Origin of the sequence: Rhodococcus sp. NPDC058505 (assembly GCF_042720095.1) — a bacterium.
GTDB lineage: Bacteria > Actinomycetota > Actinomycetes > Mycobacteriales > Mycobacteriaceae > Rhodococcus_G.
Genome location: NZ_JBHXNB010000016.1, coordinates 1 through 26,369 on the forward strand (window position 1 = coordinate 1; position 26,369 = coordinate 26,369).

Here is a 26,369-nt window from a genome sequence, read left to right on the forward strand (position 1 = left end):
CTGCCGCACCGGCCCCCGCGCCTGCCGCACCGGCCCCCGCACCGGCGCCTGCCGCACCGGCTGCGGCGCCCGCACCGGCTCCGGCCGCTCCCGCTGCCGCCGCCCCGGCCAGCGACGCGACGCCCTACGTGACCCCGCTCGTCCGCAAGCTCGCGGCGGAGAACGGCGTCGACCTGGCGGCCGTGACCGGCACCGGTGTCGGTGGTCGCATCCGCAAGCAGGACGTCCTCGCGGCCGCGGAGACCAAGAAGGCTCCCGCCGCGGCACCGGCCGCACCGGCTGCCGCGGCTCCCGCCGCCGCCGCGACCCCCGCCGGTGTCCGTCCGGAGCTCGCGCACCTGCGCGGCACCACGCAGAAGGCGAACCGGATCCGTCAGATCACGGCGACCAAGACCCGGGAGTCGCTGCAGACCACCGCGCAGCTGACCCAGACCTTCGAGGTCGACGTCACCAAGGTTGCGGCGCTGCGCTCGCAGGCCAAGGCCGGGTTCGCCGACCGCGAGGGCGTCAACCTGACCTTCCTGCCGTTCTTCGCCAAGGCCGTCGTCGAGGCGCTCGGGGCGCACCCGAACGTCAACGCCAGCTACGACGAGGGCACCAAGGAGATCACCTACCACGCGGCCGTGCACCTCGGCATCGCGGTGGACACCGAGCAGGGCCTGCTCTCCCCGGTGATCCACAACGCGGGTGACCTGTCGCTGGCCGGGCTGGCCCGCGCGATCGCCGACATCGCCAAGCGTGCCCGCTCGGGTGGCCTCAAGCCGGACGAGCTGGCTGGCGGCACGTTCACGATCACCAACATCGGCAGCCAGGGTGCCCTGTTCGACACCCCGATCCTGGTGCCGCCGCAGGCCGCGATGCTCGGCACCGGCGCGATCGTCAAGCGTCCGATGGTGGTGACCGACGACAACGGAAACGAGTCCATCGGCGTCCGGTCGATGTGCTACCTGCCGCTCACCTACGATCACCGCCTGGTCGACGGCGCCGACGCGGGTCGGTTCCTGACCACGATCAAGCAGCGGCTCGAGGACGCGGCGTTCGACGCCGACCTCGGCCTGTAGGTCAACCCGGCACTGGCGGGCGGGGGCACCATCGCGATGTCGGTGGTGCCCCCGCCCGTTTCCGGGTGAGGGGCACATTCGGCCCGGTGGACCGGTCGACGGTGCCCTTCACCCCCGGCATCGGAGGAGTCCCGAACCATGCGCGTGACCATTGCCGGGTCGTCCGGCCTCATCGGAACCGCCCTCGCCGCGGCGCTGCGCGCGGACGGGCATCAGGTCGACAGGCTGGTTCGGCGTCCGGTCGCCGGCCGCGACGAGTTCCGGTGGGATCCGGAACGGGGCCGGGTCGACTCCCGCGCCCTGGACGGCGCCGACGCCGTGGTGAACCTCTGCGGCGCCGGGATCGGTGACCGGCGCTGGTCCGGCGCATACAAGCAGGTGCTGCGCGACAGCAGGATCGTCCCCACCGACGTGCTCGCACACGCCGTCGCGGACCGGTCGGTGCCGGTGCTGGTCAATGCCAGCGCGGTCGGGTTCTACGGGGACACCGGTGATCTCGTCGTCACCGAGGACTCCCCCGCCGGTTCCGGCTTCCTCGCCGGCCTGTGCCGGGACTGGGAACGCGCCGCCGCATCCGCCGCGGCCGCCGGAACCCGAACGGTGCTGCTGCGCAGCGGCACGGTGATCGCCCCGTCCGGTGGCCTGATCGGACGCCTGCGGCCGCTGTTCCGCGCCGGTCTCGGCGGCCGACTCGGCAACGGTCGGCAGTTCCTGTCCTGGATTTCCCTCGACGACGAGGTGCGTGCCATCCGGGCCGCCCTGACCACCCCGGAACTGTCCGGCCCGGTCAACGCCACCGCACCGAACCCGGTGACCAACCGCGACTTCACCGGGGCGTTCGGGCATGCGGTGCACCGCCCGACGCCGTGGGTGGTCCCCGGGGTCGTCCTGCGGGCCGCGGTCGGGGAATTCGCCGACGAGGCGGTGCTGCACGGCCAGCGGGCCGTGCCCCGCGCTCTGGAGGCGACGGGATTCACCTTCCTGCACAACACGATCGCCGACGCCCTCCGGACCGCCGAGCGCGGGCGCTGACCCCGGCGAACGTCCGGGACGGCGGGTGGTCGCCGGGCGTCTCCGGGGCACCGGCGTAACGTGTCGACGATGAGCAGCAGCGCCGCGTCCGCCCGGTTCAGCGCCGACCCGCTGGAGGTCCGTGAACTCGGTCTCGTCGACTACCTGGAGGCCTGGGAGCTGCAGCGGACCCTCGCGGACGCCCGCGCCGACGACCGCGGCCGCGACACCTTGCTCCTGCTCGAGCACCCGTCGGTGTACACGGCGGGACGCCGCACCCAGCCGGAGGATCGCCCCACCGACGGCACCCCGGTCATCGACGTGGACCGCGGCGGCAAGATCACCTGGCACGGGCCGGGTCAGCTGGTCGGCTACCCGATCGTCAAGCTCGCCGAACCGGTCGACGTGGTCGCCTACGTCCGCCGCATCGAGGAGGCGCTCATCTCGGTCTGCACAGGCCTGGGCCTGCCCTGCGGCCGGGTGGAGGGCCGCTCCGGGGTGTGGCTGCCCGCGGGCCTGCGCGGCGGCGTGTGGCTTCCCGAACGGAAGGTGGCCGCGATCGGGGTTCGGGTACAACGGGGCGTCGCGCTGCACGGGTTCGCGCTCAACTGCGATGCCGCACTGGACCGATTCGACGACATCATCCCGTGCGGGATCCCCGATGCCGGCGTCGGCTCGCTGACCGGGGAACTGGGCAGGCGGGTGACCGTCACCGAGGTGATCCCGGCGGTGATCGCGGCCCTCACCGCCGCGTTCGACGGGACGCTGCCGGTGGCCGACCACGACATCGAGCGGGTCACGTTCGACGCGGCAACCGCACCCGAGCCCGCGTTCACCACGCACCGCTTCGGCTGACCGCGGGCCGCCGATGTGACGGGCGTAGCATCGCCATCGTGACTGTGGCACCCGAGAACTCACCGGCCGCCGCCCCACAAGGGCGCAAGTTGCTCCGCATCGAGGTTCGCAATGCCGAGACCCCGATCGAGCGGAAGCCGAACTGGATCAAGACCCGCGCGAAAATGGGTCCGGAGTACACCGAGCTGAAGACGCTGGTGAAGTCCGAGGGCCTGCACACGGTCTGCGAGGAGGCGGGCTGCCCCAACATCTACGAGTGCTGGGAGGACCGGGAGGCCACCTTCCTCATCGGCGGCGACCAGTGCACCCGCCGATGCGACTTCTGCCAGATCGACACCGGCAAGCCCGCCGCCCTCGACCGCGACGAGCCGCGACGGGTCGCGGAATCGGTGCGGTCGATGGGCCTGCGCTACTCCACCATCACCGGGGTGGCCCGCGACGACCTGCCCGACGAGGGCGCCTGGCTGTACGCCGAGACCGTCCGGCAGATCCACGCGCTGAACCCGACCACCGGCGTCGAAAACCTGATCCCCGACTTCCACGCGCACCCGGACCTGCTGGCCGAGGTGTTCGACGCCCGCCCCGAGGTGCTCGCCCACAATCTCGAGACGGTGCCCCGCATCTTCAAGCGGATCCGGCCCGCGTTCCGCTACGAACGTTCCCTCCAGGTGCTCACCGCTGCCCGCGACTTCGGGCTGGTCACCAAGTCGAACCTGATCCTCGGCATGGGTGAGACCCCGGAGGAGGTGCGGGCGGCGATGGTCGACCTGCACGACGCGGGCTGCGACATCATCACCATCACCCAGTACCTTCGGCCGTCGCCGCGGCATCATCCGGTGGAACGGTGGGTCAAGCCGGAGGAGTTCGTCGAGCACTCCGAGTTCGCCACCGAGCTCGGCTTCGCCGGGGTCATGGCGGGACCCCTGGTCCGGTCCTCCTACCGGGCCGGACGGCTCTACGCGCAGGCGATGGCCCACCACGGCCGCCCGCTCCCCGAGGGTCAGGCCCACCTCGCCGACGGGGGCGACGCCGCCCAGGAGGCCGGGTCGCTGATCGCCCGCCTCACCCGCGCCTGACTCGCCGACCGCTCGTGCTCGGCCGGACGCTCCGGTCGGGTGCGATCGACCGGGCGCCCGGGTCGTATCCTGTGGGGTATGGCGAACGGCAGCAAGACCGGTAAAGCGGGCAAGGCAAGCAAGGAAGCGAAGGCCGCGGCGAAGGCGGCCCGCAAGGCGGCGTCGAAGGAACGGCGCAGTCAGCTGTGGCAGGCGTTCCAGCTGCAGCGCAAGGAAGACAAGCTGCTGCTGCCGCTGATGATCGGCGCCGTCGTCGGCCTCGCCGTCGTGTTCTTCCTGATCGGTTTGCCGTTCAGCCTCCAGTGGTTCCTGCTGCCGATCGGCATCCTGCTCGGTGTGCTCGCTGCGTTCCTCATCTTCGGTCGCCGCGTGCAGCGGACGGTCTACGGCAAGGCGGACGGCCAGGCGGGTGCCGCGGCGTGGGCGCTGGACAACCTGCAGGGCGGCTGGCGGGTGACCAACACCGTCGCCGGCACCACCCAGCTCGATGCGGTGCACCGCGTGATCGGCAGGCCGGGCGTCATCTTCGTCGCCGAGGGATCGCCGCAGCGGGTGAAGTCGCTTCTCGCGCAGGAGAAGAAGAAGACCGCGCGCCTGGTCGGCGACACCCCGATCTACGACATCGTGGTCGGCAACGACGAGGGGCAGGTGCCGCTCGCACAGCTGCAGAAGTACCTGATGAAGCTGCCCAAGAACATCGACACCAAGCGGATGGACACGATCGAGTCGCGGCTGGCCGCGCTCGGCACCAAGGGCGGACCGGCCATGCCAAAGGGTCCGCTCCCCGGCGGCGCCAAGATGAAGGGCATGCAGCGCACCATCCGCCGCCGGTAGGCGCTTGTTCGACGTCGCGGCACAAACTTCGTGCGTGTTCTCGGCACCACTCCGCGCAAAACGCTCACGACCCCTACAACTCGAGGTGAGAATCCCGAGCGAGGCGGTCGTGAGCGTTTTGCGCATCAGGTGAACCGAATGCCTGACGGCCGAGAACACGCACGAGCGCGAAGCGCCTACCGGGAGCGGACCAGCACGGTGCCGGTCGCGCGGTCGTGCATGCCGCGACCCTCGATATCGGTGATCAGCGCGGGCACCACGAACACGAGCAGCACCTGCCGAGCGAGGGCCCGCACGATGCCCACCGGAACCGGCTTGTCGATCCGCGCGACCTGCAGCCCCAGGATGAACTGGCCGGGAGTGAACGAGAACAGCGTCACCGTGACGACTCCGACCACGAACCACAGCGCAAGCGCCACCAGCGTGGGCCGGTCGTCCACGACTTCACCGCGGAGCATCTGCGATACGACCGGGGCGAAGATGAGCGCCGAGACACCGGCGGCCATCAGCCAGTCGATCATGAGGGCCCCGATGCGGCGACCGCTCCCGACGAGAGACCCCGGGCCGGTCTCCGGCAACCCGATCCGCTCCCCCCGGTACTTCGGGGTACCGTCGTCGTCGATCGGGAGTGCGGCCGCCGGGCCGGAGAGCCAAGATCCAGTCATACGCGCCATGCCGTCCAGGATAGGCGCATCGCGGCACCTCACCGGCGGCGCGCGTCGGCGATGTGACGTGGGTCGTATATCGCGACGTGTAACACTGGCGAAACATGGACTTGATTACTGGGCAACACCGAGTCCATACCGTCGCCTCGACGAACCCGCCCGATGGTCACCACTGGCGCGGACCCAACTGAAGGAGCACAAGCGTGGCGTTCAGCACGGCCGAAGAGGTCATCAAGTACATCGCCGACGAAAACGTCGAGTACGTCGACATCCGGTTCAGCGACCTGCCGGGCGTCCAGCAGCACTTCTCGATCCCCGCCTCGGCGTTCAACAAGGACGTCTTCGAGGACGGTCTCGCGTTCGACGGCTCCTCGGTCCGCGGCTTCCAGTCCATCCACGAGTCGGACATGATGCTGCTGCCCGACGTCAGCACCGCGCGGATCGACCAGTTCCGCAAGGCCAAGACGCTGAACATGGACTTCTTCGTCCACGACCCGTTCACCCGCGAGTCCTACAGCCGTGACCCCCGCAACGTCGCCCGCAAGGCCGAGGAGTACCTGAAGTCCACCGGCATCGCCGACACCGCCTTCTTCGGTGCCGAGGCCGAGTTCTACGTCTTCGACAACGTCTCCTACGAGTCGAACATGAACGGCGCGTTCTACCAGCTCGACTCCGTGTCGGGTTCCTGGAACACCGGCAACGAGCGCAACGCTGACGGCTCCCCGAACCTCGGCTACAAGGTCCGCCCGAAGGGTGGCTACTTCCCCGTCGCCCCGTACGACCACTACGTCGACCTGCGTGACGACATCTCCACCAACCTGACCAACGCGGGCTTCGAGCTCGAGCGCGGACACCACGAGGTCGGCACCGGTGGCCAGCAGGAGATCAACTACAAGTTCAACACCCTGCTCGCCGCGGCCGACGACCTGCAGCTGTTCAAGTACATCGTCAAGAACACCTGCTGGCAGCACGGCAAGTCCGCCACCTTCATGCCGAAGCCGCTCTTCGGTGACAACGGGTCCGGCATGCACGTGCACCAGTCGCTGTGGAAGGACGGCAAGCCGCTGTTCCACGACGAGTCCGGCTACGCGGGCCTGTCCGACCTGGCCCGCTGGTACATCGGCGGCATCCTGCACCACGCACCGTCGCTGCTGGCGTTCACCAACCCGACGATCAACTCGTACCACCGCCTGGTTCCGGGCTACGAGGCGCCGATCAACCTGGTGTACAGCCAGCGCAACCGCTCCGCCGCGGTCCGCATCCCGATCACCGGAAACAACCCGAAGGCCAAGCGCCTCGAGTTCCGTGCGCCGGACTCCTCGGGCAACCCGTACCTGAACTTCGCCGCGCAGATGATGGCCGGCCTGGACGGCATCAAGAACAAGATCGAGCCGATGGCGCCGGTCGACAAGGACCTCTACGAGCTCCCCCCGGAGGAGGCCCGCAACATCCCGCAGGCCCCGACCAGCCTCGAGGCCGTCATCGACCGCCTCGAGCAGGACCACGACTACCTCACCGAGGGTGGCGTGTTCACCACCGACCTGATCGAGACCTGGATCTCGATCAAGCGTGAGCAGGAGATCGCCCCGGTCAACCTGCGGCCGCACCCCTACGAGTTCCAGCTCTACTACGACGTGTAAAAAACTGCCGCCGGAATCGGGCCGCTGACCTGGGTGTCCAGGTCGGAGAGCCTGATTCCGTTCCGCAGTGCGTCCACAGAGTTTCGAGTCGGCCCGCCCGGCGATCACCGAACCGATCGCCGGGCGGGTCGACTCGTCTGCGTCGCATCTACTTACAGACGTAGCCTCTATTTTATCTACACGATCATCTGGATAGAATATGACCACCTGGGCATGTCCCTACATGATGCAGGGACCTGGAAGGACCAGATGACGTACCGGACGTTGAAGTCGATCTTTCACCAACGAGATCGTGCTGGCGCCGATGCTGAGGAACGAGCGCGACGCGAGTCGCCCGCCGCCGTCCACTGGGACCTATTGATTGGCGAACACTCGATGTTCGCGCTGATGACACTCGAAGTCGCGGCGCTGATCGAACGGATCATGAGCTTCGAGCCCAAGATTCAGACCGAATGGGTCGGGTTGCCAGTCCGCGCGCGCAGCGACTACCTGCATCGCATGGTCGTCGACGAGGTCCAGGCAACGAACGAGATCGAACAGGTCCGCTCGACCAGGAAGGAGATCAGCGAGGCAATCAATGTGGTGCAGTCGGAACAGCGTCTCGCGAACAAGCGGTTCGCGGAGATGGTGCAGCTCTACCTCGACATCGGCAACGACCAGGCCGAGAGTCCGCAGACACTCGGCGACATCCGGGCCGTCTACGACGCGGCAACTCACGGCGAGATTCGCGACGAGGACGCCCCCGACGGGAGGCTGTTCCGGCAGGGACCGGTGTCGATCACCTCAGGCATCAAGGTCGTGCGCACCGGCGTGCTGCCCGAATCAGCGATTGACCACGCCCTGACGCTCATGCTGAGCCAGGGACGCGACGACTCGATCCCTCGGCTGATCAGAGCAATCGTCGCGCACTTCATCTTCGAGTACACACACCCGTTCTACGACGGCAACGGCCGAACCGGGCGCTACCTGCTCGCGCTGGATCTCCGGCAGGTGCTGGCTCCGCATGCGAGTCTGGCATTGTCGGCGACCGTCGCCGACCACAAGGATCGGTACTACAAGGCGTTCGCTGACGCGGAGAATCCGTTGAACCGCGGAGACCTGACGCCCTACCTGATCGACATGCTGGAGATCATCGCCGAGGCGCAACATCGCCTGTTGCTCGACCTCGCGGAGCGCAGGCAGAAGATCGACGCACTCGAGGCGCTTATCCGCGTGCTGCTGGCGGATGAGCAGTTTCCGCGGAACGTGGGGCTCGACCACGAGGCGACACCGCCGATTGATCGCGCCGCCATCGGTGAGATCCTGTTCACCCTGGGCCAGGCCCACTACTTCGATGCGAACCGCACCGTCAAGTTGGACACCCTGGCCGAGGCGGTGAGTCGATCCAGCCAGTTCGTCCGCCCGCGGCTTCGGCGCCTGGACGAGGCCGGAATCATCGAGACGGTGACGAGGAAACCGCTGCGTTTCCGGCTCACTACGCTCGGCGTCTCACTCCTCGAACTGGACGGAGAGTGATTCGCTCCAGGCGGTAGGTGGATGCCGCGCGTTCGGGGGGAGGCCGGGAAGGCGTCCCAGCCCTCGTAGTTGTCCTCGATGCGCTGCGTCAGGAACGGCAGGTCACCGCCCAGGTGAGCGATGTGGAATCGGATCGACAGGAACCGCCACGGCACGTCCGCCTTCAGCAGGTGCAGGACCGCCATGGCGTCCACGTGTGCATGGGTGTCGATCGTGCGAATCCCGGTCACGGCGTCGCCGCTCTCGGTCCGTGCGTCAAGTGTCCCCCGTCCGCGGGACGCCGCTGCTGGCCGCGGGCGGTCCCGATGAGCGAGAGCGACAGCACGAACGGTGCGGATGGTCAATAGCTTCGACTGGTGACGACCGGCAACCAGACATACCCGCATCTCCTCGCGCCCGGCACGATCGGGCCGATGACCCTCGACAATCGAGTGGTTCTGCCCGCGATGGACATGAACCTGTGCGAGGACGGCGAGATCCACCAGGGCGACATCGACCACTTCGTCGCCCGCGCGGCCGGCGGCACCGGCCTGATCATCACCGGGTGCTGCGCGGTCGCGTACCCGACCGGGTCGACCAGCCTCAAGGAGCCCGGCCTGTCGGAGGACCGGTTCATTCCCGGCCTCACGGCGCTCGCCGACGCGGTCCACGACGCGGGCAGCAAGCTGTGCGTGCAGATGACGCACCACGGTCGGGTTGCCCGCATCGACACCCTCGAGGGCCGCGCGATGCTGGTGCCGTCGCAGCCGAAGCCGCCGGGCGACATGAGCGCGATGGTCGACTGCACGCCCGAGGAGCTCGGCAAGATGGCCGCGATCCAGGGTGGCAAGAAGGCGTCGTACCGGGAGGCAACGCACGACGACCTGGCGTGGCTGGTGACGATGTTCGCGGACGCCGCCGAGCGGGTCCGCAAGGCGGGTGTCGATGCCGTCGAGATCCACTGCGCACACAACTACGTGCTCGGCGGATTCCTGAGCCGCTACTCGAACCAGCGCACCGACGAGTACGGCGGGTCGCTGGAGAACCGCGCCCGGCTCGCCTGCGAGGTGATCCGCGCCGTCAAGGAGCGCGCCGGCGACGACCTGGCGATCATCGTGCGCGTCGCGGGCCAGGAGTACGGCGAATCCGACGGGCTGACCGCCGACGAGGCGGCCGCCGCCGCCGTCCTGTTCGAGCGGGCCGGTGCGGACGCCATCCACGTCACCGGCACCGCACTCAACGCGTTCGCGAACTTCACCGACGGCCCGCTGCCGGACAAGGTCGGCTACTACACCGACAACGCGTCGGTCATCAAGCGCGCGGTCTCGATTCCGGTGATCACCGTCGGCCGGATGCTGCCCGACGTCAGCGAGCGGCTGATCGCCGAGGGCCGCACCGACTTCGCGGCGATGGGCAGGCAGCTGCTTGCCGATCCCGGGCTGGTGAACAAGCTGAAGGAGGGCCGCGCCGCGCAGGTCCGGCCCTGCATCAACTGCTACGTGTGCGTGCAGGAGAACTTCTGGGACGACACCCCGCTGTGCGCGGTCAACCCCACCCTCGGCAACGAGACCCTGCTGCCGTTCCCCGCGATCAAGGCCCGCAAGCACGTCGTCGTCGTCGGCTCCGGCCCGGGCGGGCTCGAATCCGCCCGGATCGCCGCCGAGCGCGGCCACCGGGTCACCGTCCTGGAGAAGTCGGACCGGCTCGGCGGCACCCTGTGGTTCTCCAGCCTCACTACCCCCGACAACGGCCGCCTGCTGGACTGGCTGGCCGGCGAGACCGCACGGCTCGGCGTCGAGGTCCGACTCAACACCGCGGCCACCGCGGCGTCGGTGCGTGCGCTCGCTCCGGACGCCGTCATCGTCGCGACCGGCGCGGTGCGCGCACGCCCGAACGTGCCCGGCGGCGACCTGCCGCACGTGCAGACCGGTGACACGATGCGCGCGCTGATGACCGGGTCCGGCGACGTCTCCGACCAGTCGCTGCTCTTCCGCACCCTCGGCAAGGTGGCGGGGCTGACCGGAATCACCAAGAGCGCAAACCGGATTCGTGACCTGAGCAGCCGCTTCCTGCGGTTCGTCCCGATGGCGAGGAACGTCGTCGTGATCGGCGGCTCGCTGGTCGGTCTCGAGCTCGCCGAGTTCCTCGCCGAACGCGGCAGCCGCGTCACCCTGATCGAGGAGGGCAAGCAGCTCGGCGTGCCGATGGCGATGCCGCGCCGCTGGACCGCGGTCAAGCACGCCCGCGAGGTCGGCGTGAACATCCACCGCACGGCGACGGTCACCCGGATCACCCGCAAGACCGTCGAGTTCACCGCTGGCGGCGAAACCCTCACGGTGCCCGCCTCGCTGGTCGTGGTGGCCACCGGGGTCTCGGCGTCGGCACCGCTCGCCGACGCGCTCGCCGCGGACGGCGTCGACGTCCGCGTCGTCGGCGACGCCGGATCCGTCGACTACATCGAGGGTGCGATGCACTCGGCATGGAAGGTCGCCGCGACGATCTGAGTCGCGTTCCGCCGCCACCGACCTCGGCCCGGCCACCGCACACCCGGTGGCCGGGCCGAGCCGCGTCCGGGCCGCCGTGACACGCCACGGATCCGCCGAACGTTTGCGCACACCGCGTTTCGGGAGCAGGGTGAGCGGTGACCAACCGACCAGTGGGGGTGACGCCGCGGTGGACCTGCAGACCTGGTGGGACTTCGTCACCGCGCGCCGCCAGCAACTGGCCACCGACTCGTTCCTGCATGTCAGCGCGGTGGTGCAGTCGGTGGTGCTCGCCACGATCCTGGCCGTCGGCATCGGAATTGCCGTCTACCGCAGCCCGTTCGGGTCCGCGGTCGCGACCGGGCTGGCCAGCACGATCCTCACGGTTCCGTCGTTCGCGCTGTTGGGTCTGCTGATCCCGATCCTCGGCCTCGGGGTGCGGCCGACCGTCACGGCGCTGGTGCTGTACGCGCTGCTGCCGATCATCCGGAACACGATCATCGGCCTCGCCTCGGTGGACCCGGCCGTCAGCGACGCCGCCCGCGGCGTCGGAATGGGCAGGCTCCGCATCCTCGGACGGATCGAACTGCCCCTGGCGTGGCCGTCGATCCTGACCGGGATGCGGGTCAGCACCCAGATGCTGATGGGCATCCTCGCGATCGCCGCCTACGCGAAGGGCCCCGGCCTGGGGAACCTGATCTTCTCCGGGCTGTCCCGGGTGGGCAGCCCCACCGCCGTTCCGCAGGCGTTGACCGGAACCGTCCTGATCGTCATCCTCGCGCTGATTCTCGACGGCCTGTACGTCGTGCTCGGCAAGCTGACCACGTCGAAGGGAATCCGATGAGCGCTGGCGGCGACGCGCACGTGCACGGTGTCGAGATCATCCTCGAGGACGTCGTCAAGCGCTACCCGAACGCCCCGACGCCCGCCGTCGCCGGGGTGTCGATGACGATCCCGGCAGGCGAGACCGTGGTCTTCGTCGGCCCGTCGGGATGCGGGAAGACCACCACGATGCGGATGATCAACCGCCTGATCGAGCCGACGTCGGGGCGGATCACCATTGCCGGGCGGGATGCGCTGTCCATCGACGCGGACCGGTTACGCCGCGGCATCGGGTACTCCATCCAGCAGGCGGGCCTGTTCCCGCACCTGACGGTCGGCAGGAACGTCGCGACGGTGCCGGGACTGGTCGGCTGGGACCGCAAACGGATCGCCGCCCGCGTCGACGAGATGCTCGACCTCGTCGGGCTCGATCCCGACACCTATCGGCACCGCTACCCGCGTCAGCTGTCCGGCGGGCAGCAGCAGCGGGTCGGGGTCGCGCGGGCGTTGGCGGCGGACCCGCCGGTGCTGCTGATGGACGAACCGTTCGGTGCCGTCGACCCGATCACCCGCGGGCTGCTGCAGGACGAGTTGCTGCGGCTGCAGTCCGAACTGGGCAAGACGATCGTGTTCGTCACCCACGACTTCAACGAGGCGGTCAAGCTCGGGGACCGGATCGCGGTGCTGGGCAACCAGTCCCGGATCCTGCAATACGACACCCCGGAGGCGATCCTGGCGAACCCGGCCGACGACACGGTCGCCGGGTTCGTCGGCGGCGACGCCTCCCTCAAGCAGTTGACCCTGACCCGGGTGCGGGACGTGCGGTTGCTGCACTGCCCCACCGTCCACGAGGACGGTTCGGTCGACGACTTCCGGAACGCGCTGCTCGCCCGCAAGCGGCGCTGGGGTCTGGTCCTCGACCGCCGAGGCAGGCCGCTGCGGTGGGTGTCGTCGCAGCACCTCGCGCACGCGGATTCGCTTCGTGACGTGGGTGATCCGGTCGGCGAGATCGTGACCGTCCAGTCGACGCTGCAGGATGCGCTCGAGGCGCTGCTCGCGGAGTCGAGCGCGTCGACGGTCGTCACCGGCAGGCACGGTGAGTACGCCGGACTGGTCACGATCGACATCCTGGTCGCCGCCCTGCGGGAGTTGCGCGAGGAGCACGCCGACGACCACGACGACGATCACGGACCGGCGCACTGGGCCGAGCCGAGCGGCAGGCACGCCGCTCGCGGAGCCGCACCGGACGAGGCGCCGTCGTGACCGCCGCCGCCGAACGCCGGGCGGAGCGGATCCGGCTGCTGGTCCAGCCCGCGCTGGTGACGGTGCTCGTCGCCGGGGTCCTGCTGTGGGCGTTCAACCGGGAGTTGACCGCGACGCAGCAGGCGAGCATCAGCGTGTCGAACATCGCGACCCTGACCTGGCAGCACGTGCTGATCACGGTCGCGGTGGTCGCGATCGTGCTTGCCCTCGCCGTGCCGCTCGGGACGCTGCTCACCCGCCCTGGGTGGAATCGGTTGGCGCCGTTCTTCGTCGGCATCGCCAACGTGGGCGCTGCGGCGCCCGCGATCGGCCTGCTGGTCCTGTTCTATCTCGCGACCCGCACCACCGGATTCTGGATCGGGGTGCTTCCGATCGCCTTCTACTCCCTGCTTCCGGTGCTGCGCAACACGATCCTCGGCTACCAGGAGGTGGATCCGGCGCTGATCGACGCGGGCCGCGGGCAGGGCATGTCGGCGCTGACGGTGCTGCGCCGGGTGGAGTTCCCGATGGCGGTGCCGTACATTCTCGCCGGGCTGCGGACCTCGCTGGTGCTCGCCGTCGGGACCGCGACGCTGTGCTTCCTGGTCAGTGCGGGCGGCCTCGGCATTCTGATCGACACCGGATACAAGTTGCGGGACAACGTGACCCTGATCGTCGGTGCGGTCCTCGCGGTGGCGCTGGCACTGTTCGTCGACTGGCTCGGTGCGCTCGCCGAGTCGTACCTCGGGCCGAAGGGGCTGCGGTGACGGGGCGGGTGCGCGCCCTCGCCGCGGCCGCCGCGGCCGTGGTCGCCCTGACATCGTGCGGCCTGGAGTCCGGCGGCGCAATCCCCCTCGAGGTCGGTCCGGGCAGCATCACCCCGATCGAAAGTCTCGAGGGAGTCCCGATCACGGTGGGGTCCAAGGACTTCACCGAGCAGATCATCCTCGGCTACCTGATCGAGTTCGCGCTCGCCGCCGCCGGCGCGGACATCCGGGACCTGACGAACATCCAGGGGTCCAACAGCACCCGCGATGCCCAGGTGGACGGCCAGATCGACGTCAGCTACGAGTACACCGGCACCGGCTGGATCAACTACCTCGGGCACGAACAGCCGATCCCCGACTCGACGGCCCAGTTCGAGGCGGTCCGGGACGAGGACCTGGCCCGCAACGGCATGGTGTGGACCGATCCCGCCCCAATGAACAACACCTACGCGCTGGCGACGAATCGGACGACCGCGGCGGCGACCGGGGTCCGGACGCTGTCCGACTACGCGGCGCTGGTGCAGCGGGATCCGGCGGCGGCGACCACCTGCGTCGAAACCGAGTTCAATGTCCGGCAGGACGGCTACCCGGGCATGGCGGCGGCCTACGGATTCGATCCGGCGGCGGCGGACCGACGGCTGCTGCAGACCGGCATCATCTACCAGGCCACCGCGGACGGGACGCAGTGCAAGTTCGGCGAGGTGTTCACCACCGACGGCCGGATCGTCGCGCTCGACCTGGTGCTCCTTGAGGACGACCGGTCGTTTTTCCCCAAGTACAACCCGGCGCTGACCATGCGGGAGGAGTTCGCGGCGGCGCACCCCGAGGTGGCCGAGGTGATGGCCCCGATCTCGGCCCGGCTGACGAACGAGGAGATCAGCGAGCTCAACCGCCAGGTCGACGTCGACGGGCGCGAGCCCGCCGACGTCGCCCGGCAGTGGCTGGCGGACCAGGGGTTCGTCACCATCCCCTGACACGCCGCCCGCGCTACAGCGCGGAGAAGCGCGGAATCAGGTGCTCGGCGACCTGTTTCGCCTCGTCGATCAGCGGCCAGCCCGCGAGGATCAGCGAGGTCAGCCCGGTGCGGTCGCGCAGCGCCCGGACGTGGCCGGTGATCTCGTCGGGGTCGCCGACGTAGTACACCGCCGACGAGCCGGTCGCGAAGATGTCGAGCGGCGACCACGCGGTGATGCCCGCGTACATACCGTCCCCGAGGTACAGGTCGTCCGGTTCGGGGAGCTTCCCCGCGACGATCGCGTCCACCCAGCCCTGTCGCTGCGCGTCCCGTGCGGTGAAGGTCCGCAGGTCCTGCCGCCCGCCGGTGCGCCTGCGGACGGCCTGGTCGAGGACGTCGGTGATCCGGTCGATGCCGGTCTTCTCGAACAGGGACCGGAATCGGTCCATCGCCTCGGCGCGGCTCGGCCGAACGATCACCCCCGACAGGGCGCCGAAGTCCGTGAACTCGCGGCCGGCCGCGGCGGCCGCGGCCCGGGCACCGGCGAACTTCTCCTCGATGAACGACGTCTCCCGCAGCATCGCCAGGTAGGCGTCCAGGACCCTGCCCGAGTTCGCCAGCCCGGCAGGCGAATCGCCGGTCCCCCACAGCGGGACGGTGTGGCCGCCTGCGGCGTCGATGCGCAGCGGGGTGTTCGGGAAGTTCGACTCGGTGCCCGCGCGGTAGTGGCCGCGGACGTCCGCCCAGTACTGCTCGCCGAGCTCGTAACGCCGGTCGTGGTCGACGTTCATGTCGTACTTGGTGAGGATGTTGTCGCGGCCGTTGACGGAGTTGATCATCAGCCGTCCCCCGGTGAACGCGTCGAAGGTCAGCGCCTTCTCGGCGAGCAGCCGGGCCGGGATCATGTTGGCGTACACCGCGACCAGGAACTTCATCCGCGAGGTGTGCGACGCCGCCCAGGTCGCCGACACGAACGGGTCGTTGGGCCAGGTGGCCACCAGCGCCCCCTCGAAGCCCCCGTCGTCGATGGTCCGCGCGAGCTCGATCTGGCGGGCACCGTCGACCGGGTAGAGCCCGCCCGGACTCCACGGGACGTCGCCGTCCGCCTGGGTCAGATACCAGAAGGTCTTGATGCTCACCGGGTTCCCGCCTTTCCGACGGTGACGTCGAACGCCGCGACCCTGGCCCGGTCCGCGAGGGTCGCCGCGTCCACCGAGTACAGGGCGTCGAGGTAGGCGACGGCGAACGAGCCGGGCCCGGTGGACGTCTCCTCCGCGATCTCGGCGGCGACCGCGACGTGCGCGTGCGCGGCGGCCAACCCGACCAGCGGAGTGTCCGCGACCGCGAGGTACGCGGCGACCAGCCCGCCGAGCGCGCAGCCGGTGGAGGTCACCCGCGGCAGCATCGCGCTGCCGCCCCCGATCCGGACTCCGACGACCGTGCCGTCGCGGTCCCGGCCGACCAGGTGGTCCACCGGCCCGGACGCGGACACCACGTCGGCGTGCTCGAGCAGCGCCACCGCGGCGGGGACCGCGGCGGCGGCGTCGTCGGCGCTGTCCACCCCGCGGGTGTCGCCGCCGCGCCCGGCGAGGGCGATGATCTCCGAGGCGTTGCCGCGAATCGCGGTGGGCCGCAGTGTCAGCAGGTCGGCGGCCAGCGTGCTGCGCCAGGTGAGGCCACCGACCCCGACCGGGTCGAGCACCCACGGCGTTCCCGCGTCGTGCGCGGCCCGCGCGGCGAGGGTGAACGCCGCCGCGGTGCCGTCGTCGGGCGTGCCCAGGTTCACCAGGACCGCGCCCGCGATCCGCGCAAACTCGGCGGCCTCGTTGGCGTTGTCGATGTGGGCGTTGCTGGCGCCAGCGGCGAGCAGCACGTTGGTCAGGAAATTGGCCGACACGATGTTGGTCAGCGAGTGGACGAGCGGGACCCGGGCACGCAGCGCGTCGAGCGCGTGGCCGAGGTCGTCTCCGGACAGGGTGGGGGTCATCGAGGGTCCTGGGGCGGTGAGGGGTTGAGGATCGGGATGCTCAGCGGCGACGACATCGGCTCACGCGTCACCGTCCGCGGTCGTGGACATCGGCAGACCCGGATCGGCGGACCACTCCTCGAGCGACCCGTCGTACACCTGCACGTCGTCGTATCCGGCGAGGACGAGACCGAGGGCGGTCAGGCACGCGGACACCCCGCCGCCGCAGTACAGCACCAGCGGCGGTTCGGCGCCGGCGAGGGCGTCGTCGGCGAGCCCGCGCAACTCGGCGCGGTTCCGGACCAGCCCGTCCTCGCCGAGGAGGGCCTTCGCGGGCAGGTTGCGGCTGTCGGGAATGTGGCCGCGCCTGCTGTACCGGGTGCGGTCCGTACCCGCGAACTGGGCGGGCGCCAGCGCGCACACCAGCGTGCCGGGCGCCTGCCCGGCGACGATCGCGGACACCTCCGCGCGGTCCACCCACAGCGGGAGGTAGGACAGGCCCCGCTCGGGGGTCGTTCCGTTCGGCGGCACCGCGTCCCCGAACTCGCGGGGCAGGCCCAGCCGCGTCCACCGCGCGAGACCGCCGTCCAGGACGCGAGCGGCGACGCCGACGCTGCGCAGCAGCCACCACACCCGGGCCGCCCACGTCATCGATCCCTGGTCGTAGACGACGACGTCGATGCCCGCCGACATCCCAAGCGCGGCGAGCTCGTCGGCGAACCGGGACGCGTCGGGGCGGCTGAAGTGCAGGTTCCGCGCGGTGTCCGAGAACGCGGTCAGCAGGTCGACGTGCCGCGACCCGGGGATGTGGGCCGCCCGCCACGCCGCAGCGCCCGACTCCGGCCGGTAGTCACCGTCGAAGCGGGCGGGCGGGAAGCCGACGGTGACGTCGATCACGAGCGGGGCATCGGCGCGACCGAGGGCGTCGATCAGCTCCTCGGCCCCGATCAGCGGTGTCTGGTGCACACGAAACGCCCTTCTGAAGATCCGAACGACACGAACCTAAATGAGGACGAGCGTATACGCAAGTATTCGAATGTCTTCCCTGGCATAATCAGCGCGGCGGCCCGAGGCCGCGACCGAATCGAGGGAGGACACGATGACGCGCGAGGACGACGACCTGGGCACCCTGATGCTCACCGGTGCGGCTGGCCGGTCGGATCAGACGTCCAAGCAGTACCTTCGCCTGCGCGCGGACATCCTCGACGGCAAGTTCCCCCAGGGCGCACCGCTGCACGAGACCCAACTCAGCGAGACCTACGGCGCCTCCCGCACACCGATCCGCGAGGCACTGAACTGGCTGGCCCACGACGGCCTCCTCGAACGCGCGGCCCGCGGCTTCCGGGTCCGCTCCGGCACTCCCGAGGACGTGATCGAGATCTACGCGGCCCGCGTCGCGCTCGAGTCGGAAGCCGCGGGCGCCGCCGCGATCCGGCACACCGACCTCGACATGGCGCGCCTCGAACGGCTGCACCGCTCCTGCTGCGCCGCCGACGACGACACCGCGGTGCGCGCCGGGAACTTCCGGTTCCACGAGGCCCTCTGGCAGGCCGCCCACAACACCACGATCATGACGCTGCTGGTGCGGCTCACCACCCAGCTCCGGATCTACGACAGCGGCCCGCCCTCCAACTACGGCGAACCGGACCTGCTCAACACCGAACACGACCAGATCCTCGACGCGCTGCGGGCCCGCGACGAGCGCGCGGCCCGCGAGCACATGCGCACCCACCTCGAACGCAGCCGCGAGCAACGCATCCGCCTCTTCGCGGGCGAGTAGGCACTTCGTGCCCGTGAGTCCTTTTGGCCCACCAGGGGGCCAAAAGGACTCACGGGCGCCGGAGGCGCGTCAGTACCGGCGGGCGGCGTGGAACGGCATCGCGTCGACCGGCGTTTTCTTCACTGGCTGGCCGGTCGTCGGCGCGTGCACGACCGTGCCGTCCCCGGCGTACAGGCCCACATGCTCGGCGCCGCTGAACAGCACCACATCGCCGGGCTGCAGGTCGCCGCGACCCACCGGGCTCCCGGCGTTGACCTGGTCGTGCGTCGTGCGGGGGACGCTGACACCGGCCTGCCGGTACGCCCACTGCACCAGCCCCGAGCAGTCGAACGAGTTCGGGCCCGTCGCCCCCCACACGTACGGCGCACCCAGCTTCGACAGCGCGGCATCGAGCGCCGCCGTGCCATGCGTCGCCATCGGCGCGGGAGCGGGCGCCGGGGCCCCGCCGCCAGGAAGCTCGACCGGGCCGACACCGGGGATCGTGACCGGCGCGGCCAGCGCCGGGACGGCGGGCAGCAGCAGCGCTCCCCCGACGACGGCGGCGGCGACCGCGGCGTGCCGGACGGATCGGTGGGTGCGGGTGGTGCGGGCGGTGCGGGGCGTCGACATCGTCGCTGGGTCCTCCGGGATTCTTCCGCCAGCACGGCGCCGGCGCGGTCATCGAAGAATCTCGGGACTCGGCCGGCCGGGCGACCGGGGAATCACCCCCACCCATACCCGTTTGCAGCAACCACGTAGCCACAACTGGATTCGGCGTACGCCGTCGGAAACACCGGGCCCTCAGGACCCGAAGACGCGCTCCACCACGGCCTTCGCCCGGCGGGTCACCCGCAGGTAGTTGTCGAGGAACTCGTTGGCGTCACCGCCCGGCCACCCCGCGACCTGCGCGACCGCGGACAGCACCCGGCCGGGGCCGGGCAGCTGGTCGGTCGGCTTGCCGCGGACCAGGACCAGCGCGTTGCGGGCCTTCGTCGCGGTCAGCCACGACTCGCGCAGCAGTTCGACGTCGGTCTCGGCGAGCAGTTCCGCCGCCCCGATCGCATCGAGGGTTTCCAGCGTCGAGGTGTTGTGCAGCGACGGCACCTCGTGCGCGTGCCGCAGCTGGATCAGCTGCACCGTCCACTCGATGTCGGCGAGGCCGCCGCGACCGAGCTTGGTGTGGGTCGCCGGGTCGGCGCCGCGGGGCAGCCGCTCGGAGTCGACGCGGGCCTTGATCCGCCGGATCTCGCGCACCGCGGTCTCCGAGACACCCCCGTCCGGGTACCGGAACTCATCGATCATGTGCAGGAACCGAAGCCCCAGGTCGGCATCGCCGGTGACGGCGTGCGCCCGCAGCAGGGCCTGCACCTCCCAGGCCTGCGCCCACTGCCGGTAGTACGCCTGATACGACGCCAGGGTCCGCACGACCGGGCCGTTGCGTCCCTCGGGTCGCAGCCCGGTGTCCACCTCAAGCGGTGGATCGGTGCTCGGCGCCCCGAGCAGGGTGCGGACCCGGTCGGCGACCAGGTTCGCCCACTTGACCGCCGTCGTCTCGTCGACATCCGGCCGGGGCTCGCACACGAACAGCACGTCCGCGTCGGAGCCGTAGCCGAGCTCGAAACCGCCGAGCCGCCCCATCCCGATGACCGCGAGCGACGCGGGCGCCTGCTCCCCCCGCTCCGCCTCGCTGGCCCGGATCACCGCGTCCAGCGCCGCCCCGAGCACCGCGGCCCACACCGACGACAGCGCGTGGCACACCTGCGGGACGTCGAGCATCCCGAGGACGTCGGCGGACGCGACCCTGGCCAACTCGTGCCTGCGCAACGACCGCGCGGCGGCGACCGCCCGCGCCGGGTCGTCGTACCGAGCCGAGGACGCCAGGATGCCCCGCGACACCTCCTCCGGTGTCGCGTCGAGCAGTCGCGGCCCGTTCGGGCCGTCGGCGAACAGCCGCAACGCATCCGGCGCCTTGATCAGCAGGTCCGGAATGTAGGCCGACGACCCGAGCACGATCATCAGCCGCTGCGCCACCGCGCCCTCGTCGCGCAGCACCCGCAGATACCAGTCGGCGTCCACCATCGCGTCCGACAACCTGCGATAGGCGAGCAGTCCCGCATCGGGATCCGGTGTGTCGCTGAGCCATTCGAGCAGCGTCGGCAGCAGCAGCGCCTGGATGCGACCCTTGCGGGATGCACCCGAGGTGAGCGCCTTGAGATGCCCGAGGGCGTTCTCCGGGGCCACGTACCCGAGTGCCGCGAGCTGCCGGACCGCGGCGTCCGGGCTCAACACCAGCGCCTCCTTGTCCAGGCGCGCAACGGATTCGAGGAGCGGACGGTAGAACAGCTTCACGTGCAGCCGCCGGATGCGGTGCGCGTTGCGCTTGATCTCCGCGTTCAGCACCCCGAGCGAATCGAGGCGACCATCCGGCCGCATGTGCGCCGCCCGCGCCAGCCAGCGCAGCGACTCCTCGTCCTCGGCGGGCGGCAGGGTGTGCGTGCGTTTGAGCTTCTGCAGCTGCAGCCGGTGCTCGATCAGCCGGAGGAACTCGTAGGACGCGGTGAGGTTGGCCGCGTCGTCGCGGCCGATGTAGCCGCCCCCGGCGAGCGCGGTCAACGCGTCGATCGTGCTCTGCACCCGCAGCGACTCGTCGGCGCGGCCGTGCACCAACTGCAGCAGCTGGACGGCGAACTCGACGTCCCGCAGGCTGCCACGGCCGAGCTTGATCTCACGTTCCCGCAACTCCGGCGGCACCATCTCCTCGACCCGGCGGCGCATCGCCTGCACCCCGGGGACGAAGTCCTCCCGTTCGGCTGCGGTCCACACCATCGGGTTCAGCGCGTCGACGTAGCGCTGCCCCAGTTCCAGGTCCCCGGTCGCGGGCCGCGCCTTGAGCAGCGCCTGGAACTCCCACGTCTTCGCCCAGCGCTTGTAGTAGGCGACGTGCGAGTCCAGGGTGCGGACCAGCTCGCCCCGCTTGCCCTCCGGCCGCAGCGCCGCGTCCACCTCGAAGAACGCGGAGGTGCCGATCCGCATCAACTCGCCTGCCAGCCTGCTGGCCCGCGCGTCCGCCGGCTCCGCGACGAACACGACATCCACGTCGCTGACGTAGTTCAGTTCCCGCGCACCGCATTTGCCCATCGCGATCACCGCGAGCCGGGTCGGGCACTCCTCGTCCGGGTGACAGGTCGCGACCGCGACCGCCAGCGCAGCGGTCAGTGCGGCGTCCGCCATGTCCGACAGGTGTCGCCCGACCGCCTGATACGGCAGCACCGGCTCGTTCTCCACGATCGCCGCCAGGTCCAGCGCGGCGAGGACCGTCATCTGGTCGCGGTAGGTGGTGCGCAGCGCCAGCACGGCCTCCGGGCCGGTGACCGCCGCGCGGTACACGAGGTTCGACTCCGACGCCGACGCGTCCGGGACGGCCCCGACCGCGGCGAGCAGGTCGTCGGTCAGCTCCTTGCGGGACGGCAACACCACGTCGCCGCGCAACTGGCGCCACCGCCCCGGCTCGGCCGCCAGGTGGTCGCCGAGCGCGCTGGACGCCCCGATCACCCCGAACAGCCGCCCGCGCAGTCCGGTGTCGGTGCGCAGGGCGGCGTCGAGTTCGGCCCACCCTTCCCCGAGGCACTCGCGCATCCGGACCAGGGTGCGCAGCGCGAGGTCCGCGTTCGCGGCCCGCGACAGCGACCAGAGCAGGTCGACGCTGTCGACGTTCAGCCAGTCGAGCGTGGCGAGTTGGTCGGGCGCCGCCGACTCGACGAGACCGAGTCGGCCGACACCGGGGATCGTGGACCTGGCGCTGGGTGGCTTGACCATTGTCGCGTTACAGCCCCAGGTAGCTCTGCAGCTCGAACGGCGTCACCTGGCCGCGGTAGTCCTCCCACTCGCGCCGCTTGTTGCGGAGGAAGAAGTCGAACACGTGCTCGCCGAGCGTCTCCGCGACCAGCTCCGATCGTTCCATCTGCTCGAGGGCCTCGCCGAGGCTGCGCGGCAGCTCCCGGTACCCCATCGCCCTGCGCTCCGCGGAGGTCAGCGACCACACATCGTCCTCGGCCTCCGGCGGCAACTCGTAGCCCTTCTCGATGCCGCGCAGACCGGCGGCCAGCAGGACCGCGAACGCCAGGTACGGGTTGCATGCGGAGTCGGGGCTGCGGATCTCGACGCGCCGGGACGACGCCTTGTTCGGCGTGTACATCGGCACCCGGATCAGCGCGGACCGGTTCGACGGACCCCACGAGGCGGCGGTCGGTGCCTCGCCGCCGTGGACGAGGCGCTTGTACGAGTTCACCCACTGGTTGGTGACCGCGCTGATCTCGTTGGCGTGCTCGAGGATGCCCGCGATGAACGCCTTGCCGGTCTCGGAGAGCTGCATCGGGTCGTCGGGGTTGTGGAAGGCGTTGTTCTCGCCCTCGAAGAGGCTCATGTGGGTGTGCATCGCCGACCCGGCATGCTCACCGAACGGCTTGGGCATGAACGTGGCACGCACACCCTCGTTGCGGGCCACCTCCTTGACGACGTACCGGAACGTCATCACGTTGTCGGCCATCGACAGCGCGTCCGCGTAGCGCAGGTCGATCTCCTGCTGGCCCGGCGCCGTCTCGTGGTGGCTGAACTCGACGGAGATGCCCATCTGCTCGAGGGCGTCGATCGCGTGCCTGCGGAAGTTCGGCGCCGAGTCGTGCACCGCCTGGTCGAAATAGCCGCCGGTGTCCGCGGGGATCGGCCGGGTCCCGTCGATCGGGCCGTTCTCCAGCAGGAAGAACTCGATCTCGGGGTGCACGTAGCAGCTGAACCCGAGGTCGCCCGCCTTGCTCAGCTGCCTGCGCAGCACGTGCCGCGGATCCGCCCAGGACGGGGTGCCGTCCGGCATCGCGATGTCGCAGAACATCCGCGCCGAATGCTGCCGCCCGTCCTTGTGCTCCCACGGCAGCACCTGGAACGTCGACGGGTCCGGCTTCGCGACGGTGTCCGCCTCCGACACCCGGGAGAACCCCTCGATCGCCGATCCGTCGAAGCCGATGCCCTCGCTGAAGGCGCCCTCCAGTTCGGCGGGCGCGATCGCCACGGACTTGAGGTACCCGAGCACGTCGGTGAACCACAGTCGGACGAAACGAATGTCGCGCTCTTCGAGGGTCCGGAGCACGAATTCCTTTTGGCGATCCATGCACGCGAGAGTAGGCACCGCGCGTTAAATCTGTGTTACATCCGGGCGGTGGTTACGAACACGTGAGGTCGGGGGCGGGGGCGGTCAGGTCGGTCAGGTACGCGACCACCGGATCGTCGACGCAGGCCACCCCGTTCAGCACGACGGTGTGCTGCGTCCCCCGGTAGGTGATCAGCGCCGCATCCAGCTGCTTCGCCAGGTCGACACCCGCCTGGTAGGGCGTCGCGGGGTCCTGCGTCGTGGACACGACCACCACCCGCGGCAGCCCCGGCGCGTCGACCGCGTGCGGGGTCCCGCTGGCGGGCACCGGCCAGACCGCGCACACGTCCAGCGGGGCGGTACCGGTCCCCCGACCGTCGTCGAGGAACGGCGCGGCCCGCCGGTACGCGGTGTCGCCCGCCGACGCTACGGCCCGGTCCGTCACCGGCGGATCGTCGACGCAGCGGACCGCGTTGAACGCGTCGTTGATGTTGCTGTACGTGCCGTCGTCACCGCGACCCTGGTACTGGTCCGCGAGCAGCAGCAGCGCATCACCGCGGCCGTCCGCCAGCGCGGACAGTCCGCTGCGCAGCGCCCCCCACAGCTGCGGCGAGTACAGCGCCTGCTGGACGCCGGTGATCGCGTCCTGGTAGCCGAGCCCCCGCGGATCGGTCGTCTCGGCGGGCCTGGCGATCAGCGGGTCGACCAGGGCCCGGAACCGCGGCACCGCCTGGCCGGGATCCGACCCGAGCGGACAGTTCGCCTTGGTGGCGCAGTCCGCGGCGAAGTCGTCGAACGCCCGCTGGAACCCGGCCGCCTGCAGCACCGTCTCCTGCACCGGGTCCTGCTCCGGATCGACCGCGCCGTCGAGCACCATCGCCCGCACGTTGGCGGGGAACGTCTCCGCGTACGTCGACCCGATCCGCGTCCCGTACGAGAAGCCAAGGAAACTGAGCTGCTCGTCGCCGAGCACCGAGCGGATGACGTCCATGTCGCGCACCACCTCGCGGGTGCCGACGTGCGCGAGGAACTCCGCGCCGGTCCGCTGCGCGCACTTCGCCGCGTAGTCGGCGTTCACCGCCTCGATGTGCGCGATCCCCGCCGGGCTCATGTCCACGCGCGGGTCAGCGCGGTCGGCGTCGAACTCGACACCGGTCAGGCACCGGACCTGCGGGGTGGACGCGCCGACACCGCGCGGATCGAACCCGATCACATCGAATCGGGCGGCGAGCTCGGTGCCGTCCCCGACGGTCGCCATCGACAGTCCCGACGCCCCCGGCCCGCCGGGGTTGACCAGCAGCGACCCGATCCGGTCGCCCGTCGCAGCACTGCGGGAGATCGCCACCTCCGCCGTGTCCCCGCCCGGCTCGTCGTAGTTCACCGGCACCGTCACCCGCGCACATTCGAGCCTGCTCGCCAGCGGCCCGTCCGTCTCGTAGTCGGCGCAGGACTCCCACCGCAGGTCCTGGTCGTAGAACCGTTCCAGCCCGGCGGGGACCACACCCGCACCCGACGCCGAAGCCGCGGCAGGCGGTTCCGGCGCAACCTGACCGGCGCAGCCCGCCACGGCCGCGGTCACCGCCAAGCCCGCGACCAGTGCCGCGGGAGTCCTCATACGCATGGCCTCGATGGTGCCACGCGCCGCCGCACCCCCGATTCGGGAAGGATCGGCCCCGCAGGCAGGGGCAGATCCTTCCCGACCCGAGTCACTCGCGCGACGCCAGCGCGTCCGTGATTTGGGCGAGGACGGCATTCGGCTCGAGGCGGAGCTGATGCGAGGTGAACCGAAGCACATGCCAGCCCGCGTTGACCAGGATGTTCTGGCGCTTCGCGTCGTTGTTGAACCGGGCGACGTCGCGGTGCCAGGCCCAGCCGTCGACCTCGATCGCGACGCGGTCTCGGATGAACGCGACGTCGATCTCGTAGCCGCACGCGCGCACGTGCGGACGCCATCCGTTCAGGGCGACCGATCGCAGCAGCCGCAGCAGCATCCGCTCGGCCTCGCTGTGCCCGCCCTCCCCGGCGGAGTGCAGGAGTCGGGCCGCGGCCGCCGCGCCGCTGCGGCCACGATTACGCTCGTGCACCGCCACCAGGATCGGCAGCGTGGTGTGCCGTTGCAGTGCCCGGTCCATCAGCACTGAGCCGTCGGGCAGCACCACCGCCGCCTCGAGCACCGTCAAGGGGAGCTCGGTGACCCGCAGTCCGCGGGTGCTGCGGGTGTCGGCCCAGTGCAGGTCGCGGCGGCGGATCCGCTGATCGGGGCGCGCGGTCACGGCCCGGCAGCGAACACCGCCGCCCGCAGGCGGACCGCGTTGGTGTGCTGTCGGTCGGCGCGCAGGTACACACCGCGGTGCAACCGACGCCATTCGCCCGTGCTCACCCGCCGGTCGACCGCGGTCCGGCTCATGCCAGCTGCCAGCGCCTGGGTCAGCGTGACGATGCCGTCCTGGCCGGCCATGATCCGGTGCACTGCCGTCGGCGTCATGCCGGGTTGGACGCCGGTGGCCGCGCGGGAGGTTCCCCGGCTCGCGGATCGGATGTGACGAACCGCACGGGCGCGGCGACCCACCCCGGTGGCAGACTGTGCGTGTCATCA

At 70.5% G+C, this 26,369-nt stretch carries 23 protein-coding genes; 13 read left to right on the forward strand and 10 right to left on the reverse strand.

What is annotated here, in order from left to right; translation table 11 throughout:
• The 5 genes from sucB to ACFWPA_RS13480 all read left to right on the forward strand — a co-directional run.
• Nucleotides 1-1,061 (forward strand): 2-oxoglutarate dehydrogenase, E2 component, dihydrolipoamide succinyltransferase (gene sucB, locus ACFWPA_RS13460; protein ID WP_378570471.1); only part of this gene is annotated, 1,061 nt, incomplete at its 5' end.
• Between the two features lie 138 nt (nt 1,062-1,199).
• Nucleotides 1,200-2,093, forward strand: coding sequence for a TIGR01777 family oxidoreductase (locus ACFWPA_RS13465; protein ID WP_378570473.1), 894 nt, complete (start codon nt 1,200-1,202; stop codon nt 2,091-2,093).
• Between the two features lie 69 nt (nt 2,094-2,162).
• A complete protein-coding gene (lipB, locus tag ACFWPA_RS13470; RefSeq protein WP_378508397.1) occupies nt 2,163-2,927 on the forward strand; it encodes a lipoyl(octanoyl) transferase LipB in 765 nt (254 codons plus the stop codon).
• 44 nt (nt 2,928-2,971) lie between these two features.
• Entirely contained in the window at nt 2,972-4,003 is a 1,032-nt protein-coding gene (gene lipA, locus ACFWPA_RS13475) for a lipoyl synthase (RefSeq protein ID WP_378508435.1), read from the forward strand.
• A gap of 78 nt (nt 4,004-4,081) precedes the next feature.
• Complete coding sequence (locus ACFWPA_RS13480; protein ID WP_378508396.1) at nt 4,082-4,837, forward strand: DUF4191 domain-containing protein; 756 nt, start codon at nt 4,082-4,084, stop codon at nt 4,835-4,837.
• 176 nt (nt 4,838-5,013) lie between these two features.
• Here ACFWPA_RS13480 and ACFWPA_RS13485 read toward each other — a convergent pair whose 3' ends face one another.
• Nucleotides 5,014-5,511 (reverse strand): RDD family protein, encoded by a 498-nt coding sequence (locus ACFWPA_RS13485; RefSeq protein ID WP_378508395.1) that lies wholly within the window; start codon nt 5,509-5,511, stop codon nt 5,014-5,016.
• A 194-nt stretch (nt 5,512-5,705) separates the two neighbouring features.
• Here ACFWPA_RS13485 and glnA (ACFWPA_RS13490) point away from each other — a divergent pair, with 194 nt between their 5' ends.
• The 7 genes from glnA (ACFWPA_RS13490) to ACFWPA_RS13520 all read left to right on the forward strand — a co-directional run bounded on the left by glnA (ACFWPA_RS13490) (nt 5,706) and on the right by ACFWPA_RS13520 (nt 14,924).
• Entirely contained in the window at nt 5,706-7,142 is a 1,437-nt protein-coding gene (gene glnA / locus ACFWPA_RS13490; RefSeq protein WP_378508394.1) for a type I glutamate--ammonia ligase, read from the forward strand.
• Between the two features lie 249 nt (nt 7,143-7,391).
• Nucleotides 7,392-8,657: a Fic family protein gene (locus ACFWPA_RS13495; RefSeq protein ID WP_378570475.1), complete on the forward strand. Its 1,266-nt coding sequence runs from the start codon at nt 7,392-7,394 to the stop codon at nt 8,655-8,657.
• A gap of 356 nt (nt 8,658-9,013) precedes the next feature.
• Nucleotides 9,014-11,140, forward strand: coding sequence for an FAD-dependent oxidoreductase (locus ACFWPA_RS13500; RefSeq protein WP_378508392.1), 2,127 nt, complete (start codon nt 9,014-9,016; stop codon nt 11,138-11,140).
• Nucleotides 11,141-11,309: 169 nt separating this feature from the next.
• A complete protein-coding gene (locus tag ACFWPA_RS13505) occupies nt 11,310-11,963 on the forward strand; it encodes an ABC transporter permease (protein ID WP_378508434.1) in 654 nt (217 codons plus the stop codon).
• Entirely contained in the window at nt 11,960-13,204 is a 1,245-nt protein-coding gene (locus ACFWPA_RS13510; RefSeq protein WP_378570478.1) for an ABC transporter ATP-binding protein, read from the forward strand. Before ACFWPA_RS13505 ends, ACFWPA_RS13510 begins: the two co-directional genes overlap by 4 nt.
• Nucleotides 13,201-13,950, forward strand: a complete 750-nt coding sequence (locus ACFWPA_RS13515; protein WP_378508390.1) for an ABC transporter permease — start codon at nt 13,201-13,203, stop codon at nt 13,948-13,950. Before ACFWPA_RS13510 ends, ACFWPA_RS13515 begins: the two co-directional genes overlap by 4 nt.
• Nucleotides 13,947-14,924, forward strand: coding sequence for a glycine betaine ABC transporter substrate-binding protein (locus ACFWPA_RS13520; RefSeq protein WP_378508389.1), 978 nt, complete (start codon nt 13,947-13,949; stop codon nt 14,922-14,924). Before ACFWPA_RS13515 ends, ACFWPA_RS13520 begins: the two co-directional genes overlap by 4 nt.
• A 13-nt stretch (nt 14,925-14,937) precedes the next feature.
• Here the strand turns inward: ACFWPA_RS13520 and ACFWPA_RS13525 are convergent, their stop codons facing one another.
• The 3 genes from ACFWPA_RS13525 to ACFWPA_RS13535 are packed head-to-tail and all read right to left on the reverse strand — an operon-like array spanning nt 14,938 to nt 17,837.
• Nucleotides 14,938-16,044: an LLM class flavin-dependent oxidoreductase gene (locus ACFWPA_RS13525; protein WP_378570480.1), complete on the reverse strand. Its 1,107-nt coding sequence runs from the start codon at nt 16,042-16,044 to the stop codon at nt 14,938-14,940.
• Complete coding sequence (gene thiM / locus ACFWPA_RS13530; protein ID WP_378570482.1) at nt 16,041-16,892, reverse strand: hydroxyethylthiazole kinase; 852 nt, start codon at nt 16,890-16,892, stop codon at nt 16,041-16,043. Before thiM ends, ACFWPA_RS13525 begins: the two co-directional genes overlap by 4 nt.
• 60 nt (nt 16,893-16,952) lie before the next feature.
• Nucleotides 16,953-17,837: a sulfurtransferase gene (locus ACFWPA_RS13535; RefSeq protein ID WP_378570484.1), complete on the reverse strand. Its 885-nt coding sequence runs from the start codon at nt 17,835-17,837 to the stop codon at nt 16,953-16,955.
• Between the two features lie 133 nt (nt 17,838-17,970).
• On the opposite strand from ACFWPA_RS13535, the gene ACFWPA_RS13540 reads away from it, so the two are divergent.
• Nucleotides 17,971-18,651, forward strand: coding sequence for a GntR family transcriptional regulator (locus tag ACFWPA_RS13540; RefSeq protein WP_378508385.1), 681 nt, complete (start codon nt 17,971-17,973; stop codon nt 18,649-18,651).
• Nucleotides 18,652-18,720: 69 nt separating this feature from the next.
• On the opposite strand, the gene ACFWPA_RS13545 is transcribed toward ACFWPA_RS13540, so the two are convergent.
• The 6 genes from ACFWPA_RS13545 to ACFWPA_RS13570 all read right to left on the reverse strand — a co-directional run bounded on the left by ACFWPA_RS13545 (nt 18,721) and on the right by ACFWPA_RS13570 (nt 26,258).
• The gene (locus ACFWPA_RS13545) at nt 18,721-19,260 is read right to left on the reverse strand and encodes a C40 family peptidase (protein WP_378570486.1); all 540 of its coding nucleotides are present in this window, start codon (nt 19,258-19,260) and stop codon (nt 18,721-18,723) included.
• A gap of 171 nt (nt 19,261-19,431) precedes the next feature.
• Nucleotides 19,432-22,446 (reverse strand): bifunctional [glutamine synthetase] adenylyltransferase/[glutamine synthetase]-adenylyl-L-tyrosine phosphorylase, encoded by a 3,015-nt coding sequence (locus ACFWPA_RS13550; protein WP_378570488.1) that lies wholly within the window; start codon nt 22,444-22,446, stop codon nt 19,432-19,434.
• 7 nt (nt 22,447-22,453) lie between these two features.
• Nucleotides 22,454-23,794 (reverse strand): type I glutamate--ammonia ligase, encoded by a 1,341-nt coding sequence (glnA, locus tag ACFWPA_RS13555; protein WP_378508382.1) that lies wholly within the window; start codon nt 23,792-23,794, stop codon nt 22,454-22,456.
• Between the two features lie 52 nt (nt 23,795-23,846).
• Nucleotides 23,847-25,394 carry an alpha/beta hydrolase gene (locus ACFWPA_RS13560; protein WP_378570490.1) on the reverse strand — a complete coding sequence of 516 codons (1,548 nt, stop codon included), beginning with the start codon at nt 25,392-25,394 and terminating at the stop codon, nt 23,847-23,849.
• An 85-nt stretch (nt 25,395-25,479) separates the two neighbouring features.
• Entirely contained in the window at nt 25,480-26,046 is a 567-nt protein-coding gene (locus tag ACFWPA_RS13565; protein WP_378570492.1) for an endonuclease domain-containing protein, read from the reverse strand.
• Nucleotides 26,043-26,258, reverse strand: coding sequence for a type IV toxin-antitoxin system AbiEi family antitoxin domain-containing protein (locus tag ACFWPA_RS13570; protein WP_378570494.1), 216 nt, complete (start codon nt 26,256-26,258; stop codon nt 26,043-26,045). The genes ACFWPA_RS13565 and ACFWPA_RS13570 overlap by 4 nt, the downstream gene beginning before the upstream one ends.
• Between the last annotated feature and the right edge of the window lie 111 nt (nt 26,259-26,369).

Excerpts from the sequence above, each read along its gene's own strand:
- ACFWPA_RS13480 (WP_378508396.1), top strand. The coding sequence starts at position 4,082 with ATGGCGAACGGCAGCAAGACCGGTAAAGCGGGCAAGGCAAGCAAGGAA.
- ACFWPA_RS13545 (WP_378570486.1), bottom strand. The coding sequence starts at position 19,260 with ATGTCGACGCCCCGCACCGCCCGCACCACCCGCACCCACCGATCCGTC.
- thiM (WP_378570482.1), bottom strand. The coding sequence starts at position 16,892 with ATGACCCCCACCCTGTCCGGAGACGACCTCGGCCACGCGCTCGACGCG.
- ACFWPA_RS13540 (WP_378508385.1), top strand. The coding sequence starts at position 17,971 with ATGACGCGCGAGGACGACGACCTGGGCACCCTGATGCTCACCGGTGCG.
- ACFWPA_RS13510 (WP_378570478.1), top strand. The coding sequence starts at position 11,960 with ATGAGCGCTGGCGGCGACGCGCACGTGCACGGTGTCGAGATCATCCTC.
- ACFWPA_RS13485 (WP_378508395.1), bottom strand. The coding sequence starts at position 5,511 with ATGGCGCGTATGACTGGATCTTGGCTCTCCGGCCCGGCGGCCGCACTC.
- ACFWPA_RS13560 (WP_378570490.1), bottom strand. The coding sequence starts at position 25,394 with ATGCGTATGAGGACTCCCGCGGCACTGGTCGCGGGCTTGGCGGTGACC.
- ACFWPA_RS13550 (WP_378570488.1), bottom strand. The coding sequence starts at position 22,446 with ATGGTCAAGCCACCCAGCGCCAGGTCCACGATCCCCGGTGTCGGCCGA.
- lipB (WP_378508397.1), top strand. The coding sequence starts at position 2,163 with ATGAGCAGCAGCGCCGCGTCCGCCCGGTTCAGCGCCGACCCGCTGGAG.
- glnA (WP_378508382.1), bottom strand. The coding sequence starts at position 23,794 with ATGGATCGCCAAAAGGAATTCGTGCTCCGGACCCTCGAAGAGCGCGAC.
- ACFWPA_RS13570 (WP_378570494.1), bottom strand. The coding sequence starts at position 26,258 with ATGACGCCGACGGCAGTGCACCGGATCATGGCCGGCCAGGACGGCATC.
- ACFWPA_RS13465 (WP_378570473.1), top strand. The coding sequence starts at position 1,200 with ATGCGCGTGACCATTGCCGGGTCGTCCGGCCTCATCGGAACCGCCCTC.
- ACFWPA_RS13495 (WP_378570475.1), top strand. The coding sequence starts at position 7,392 with ATGACGTACCGGACGTTGAAGTCGATCTTTCACCAACGAGATCGTGCT.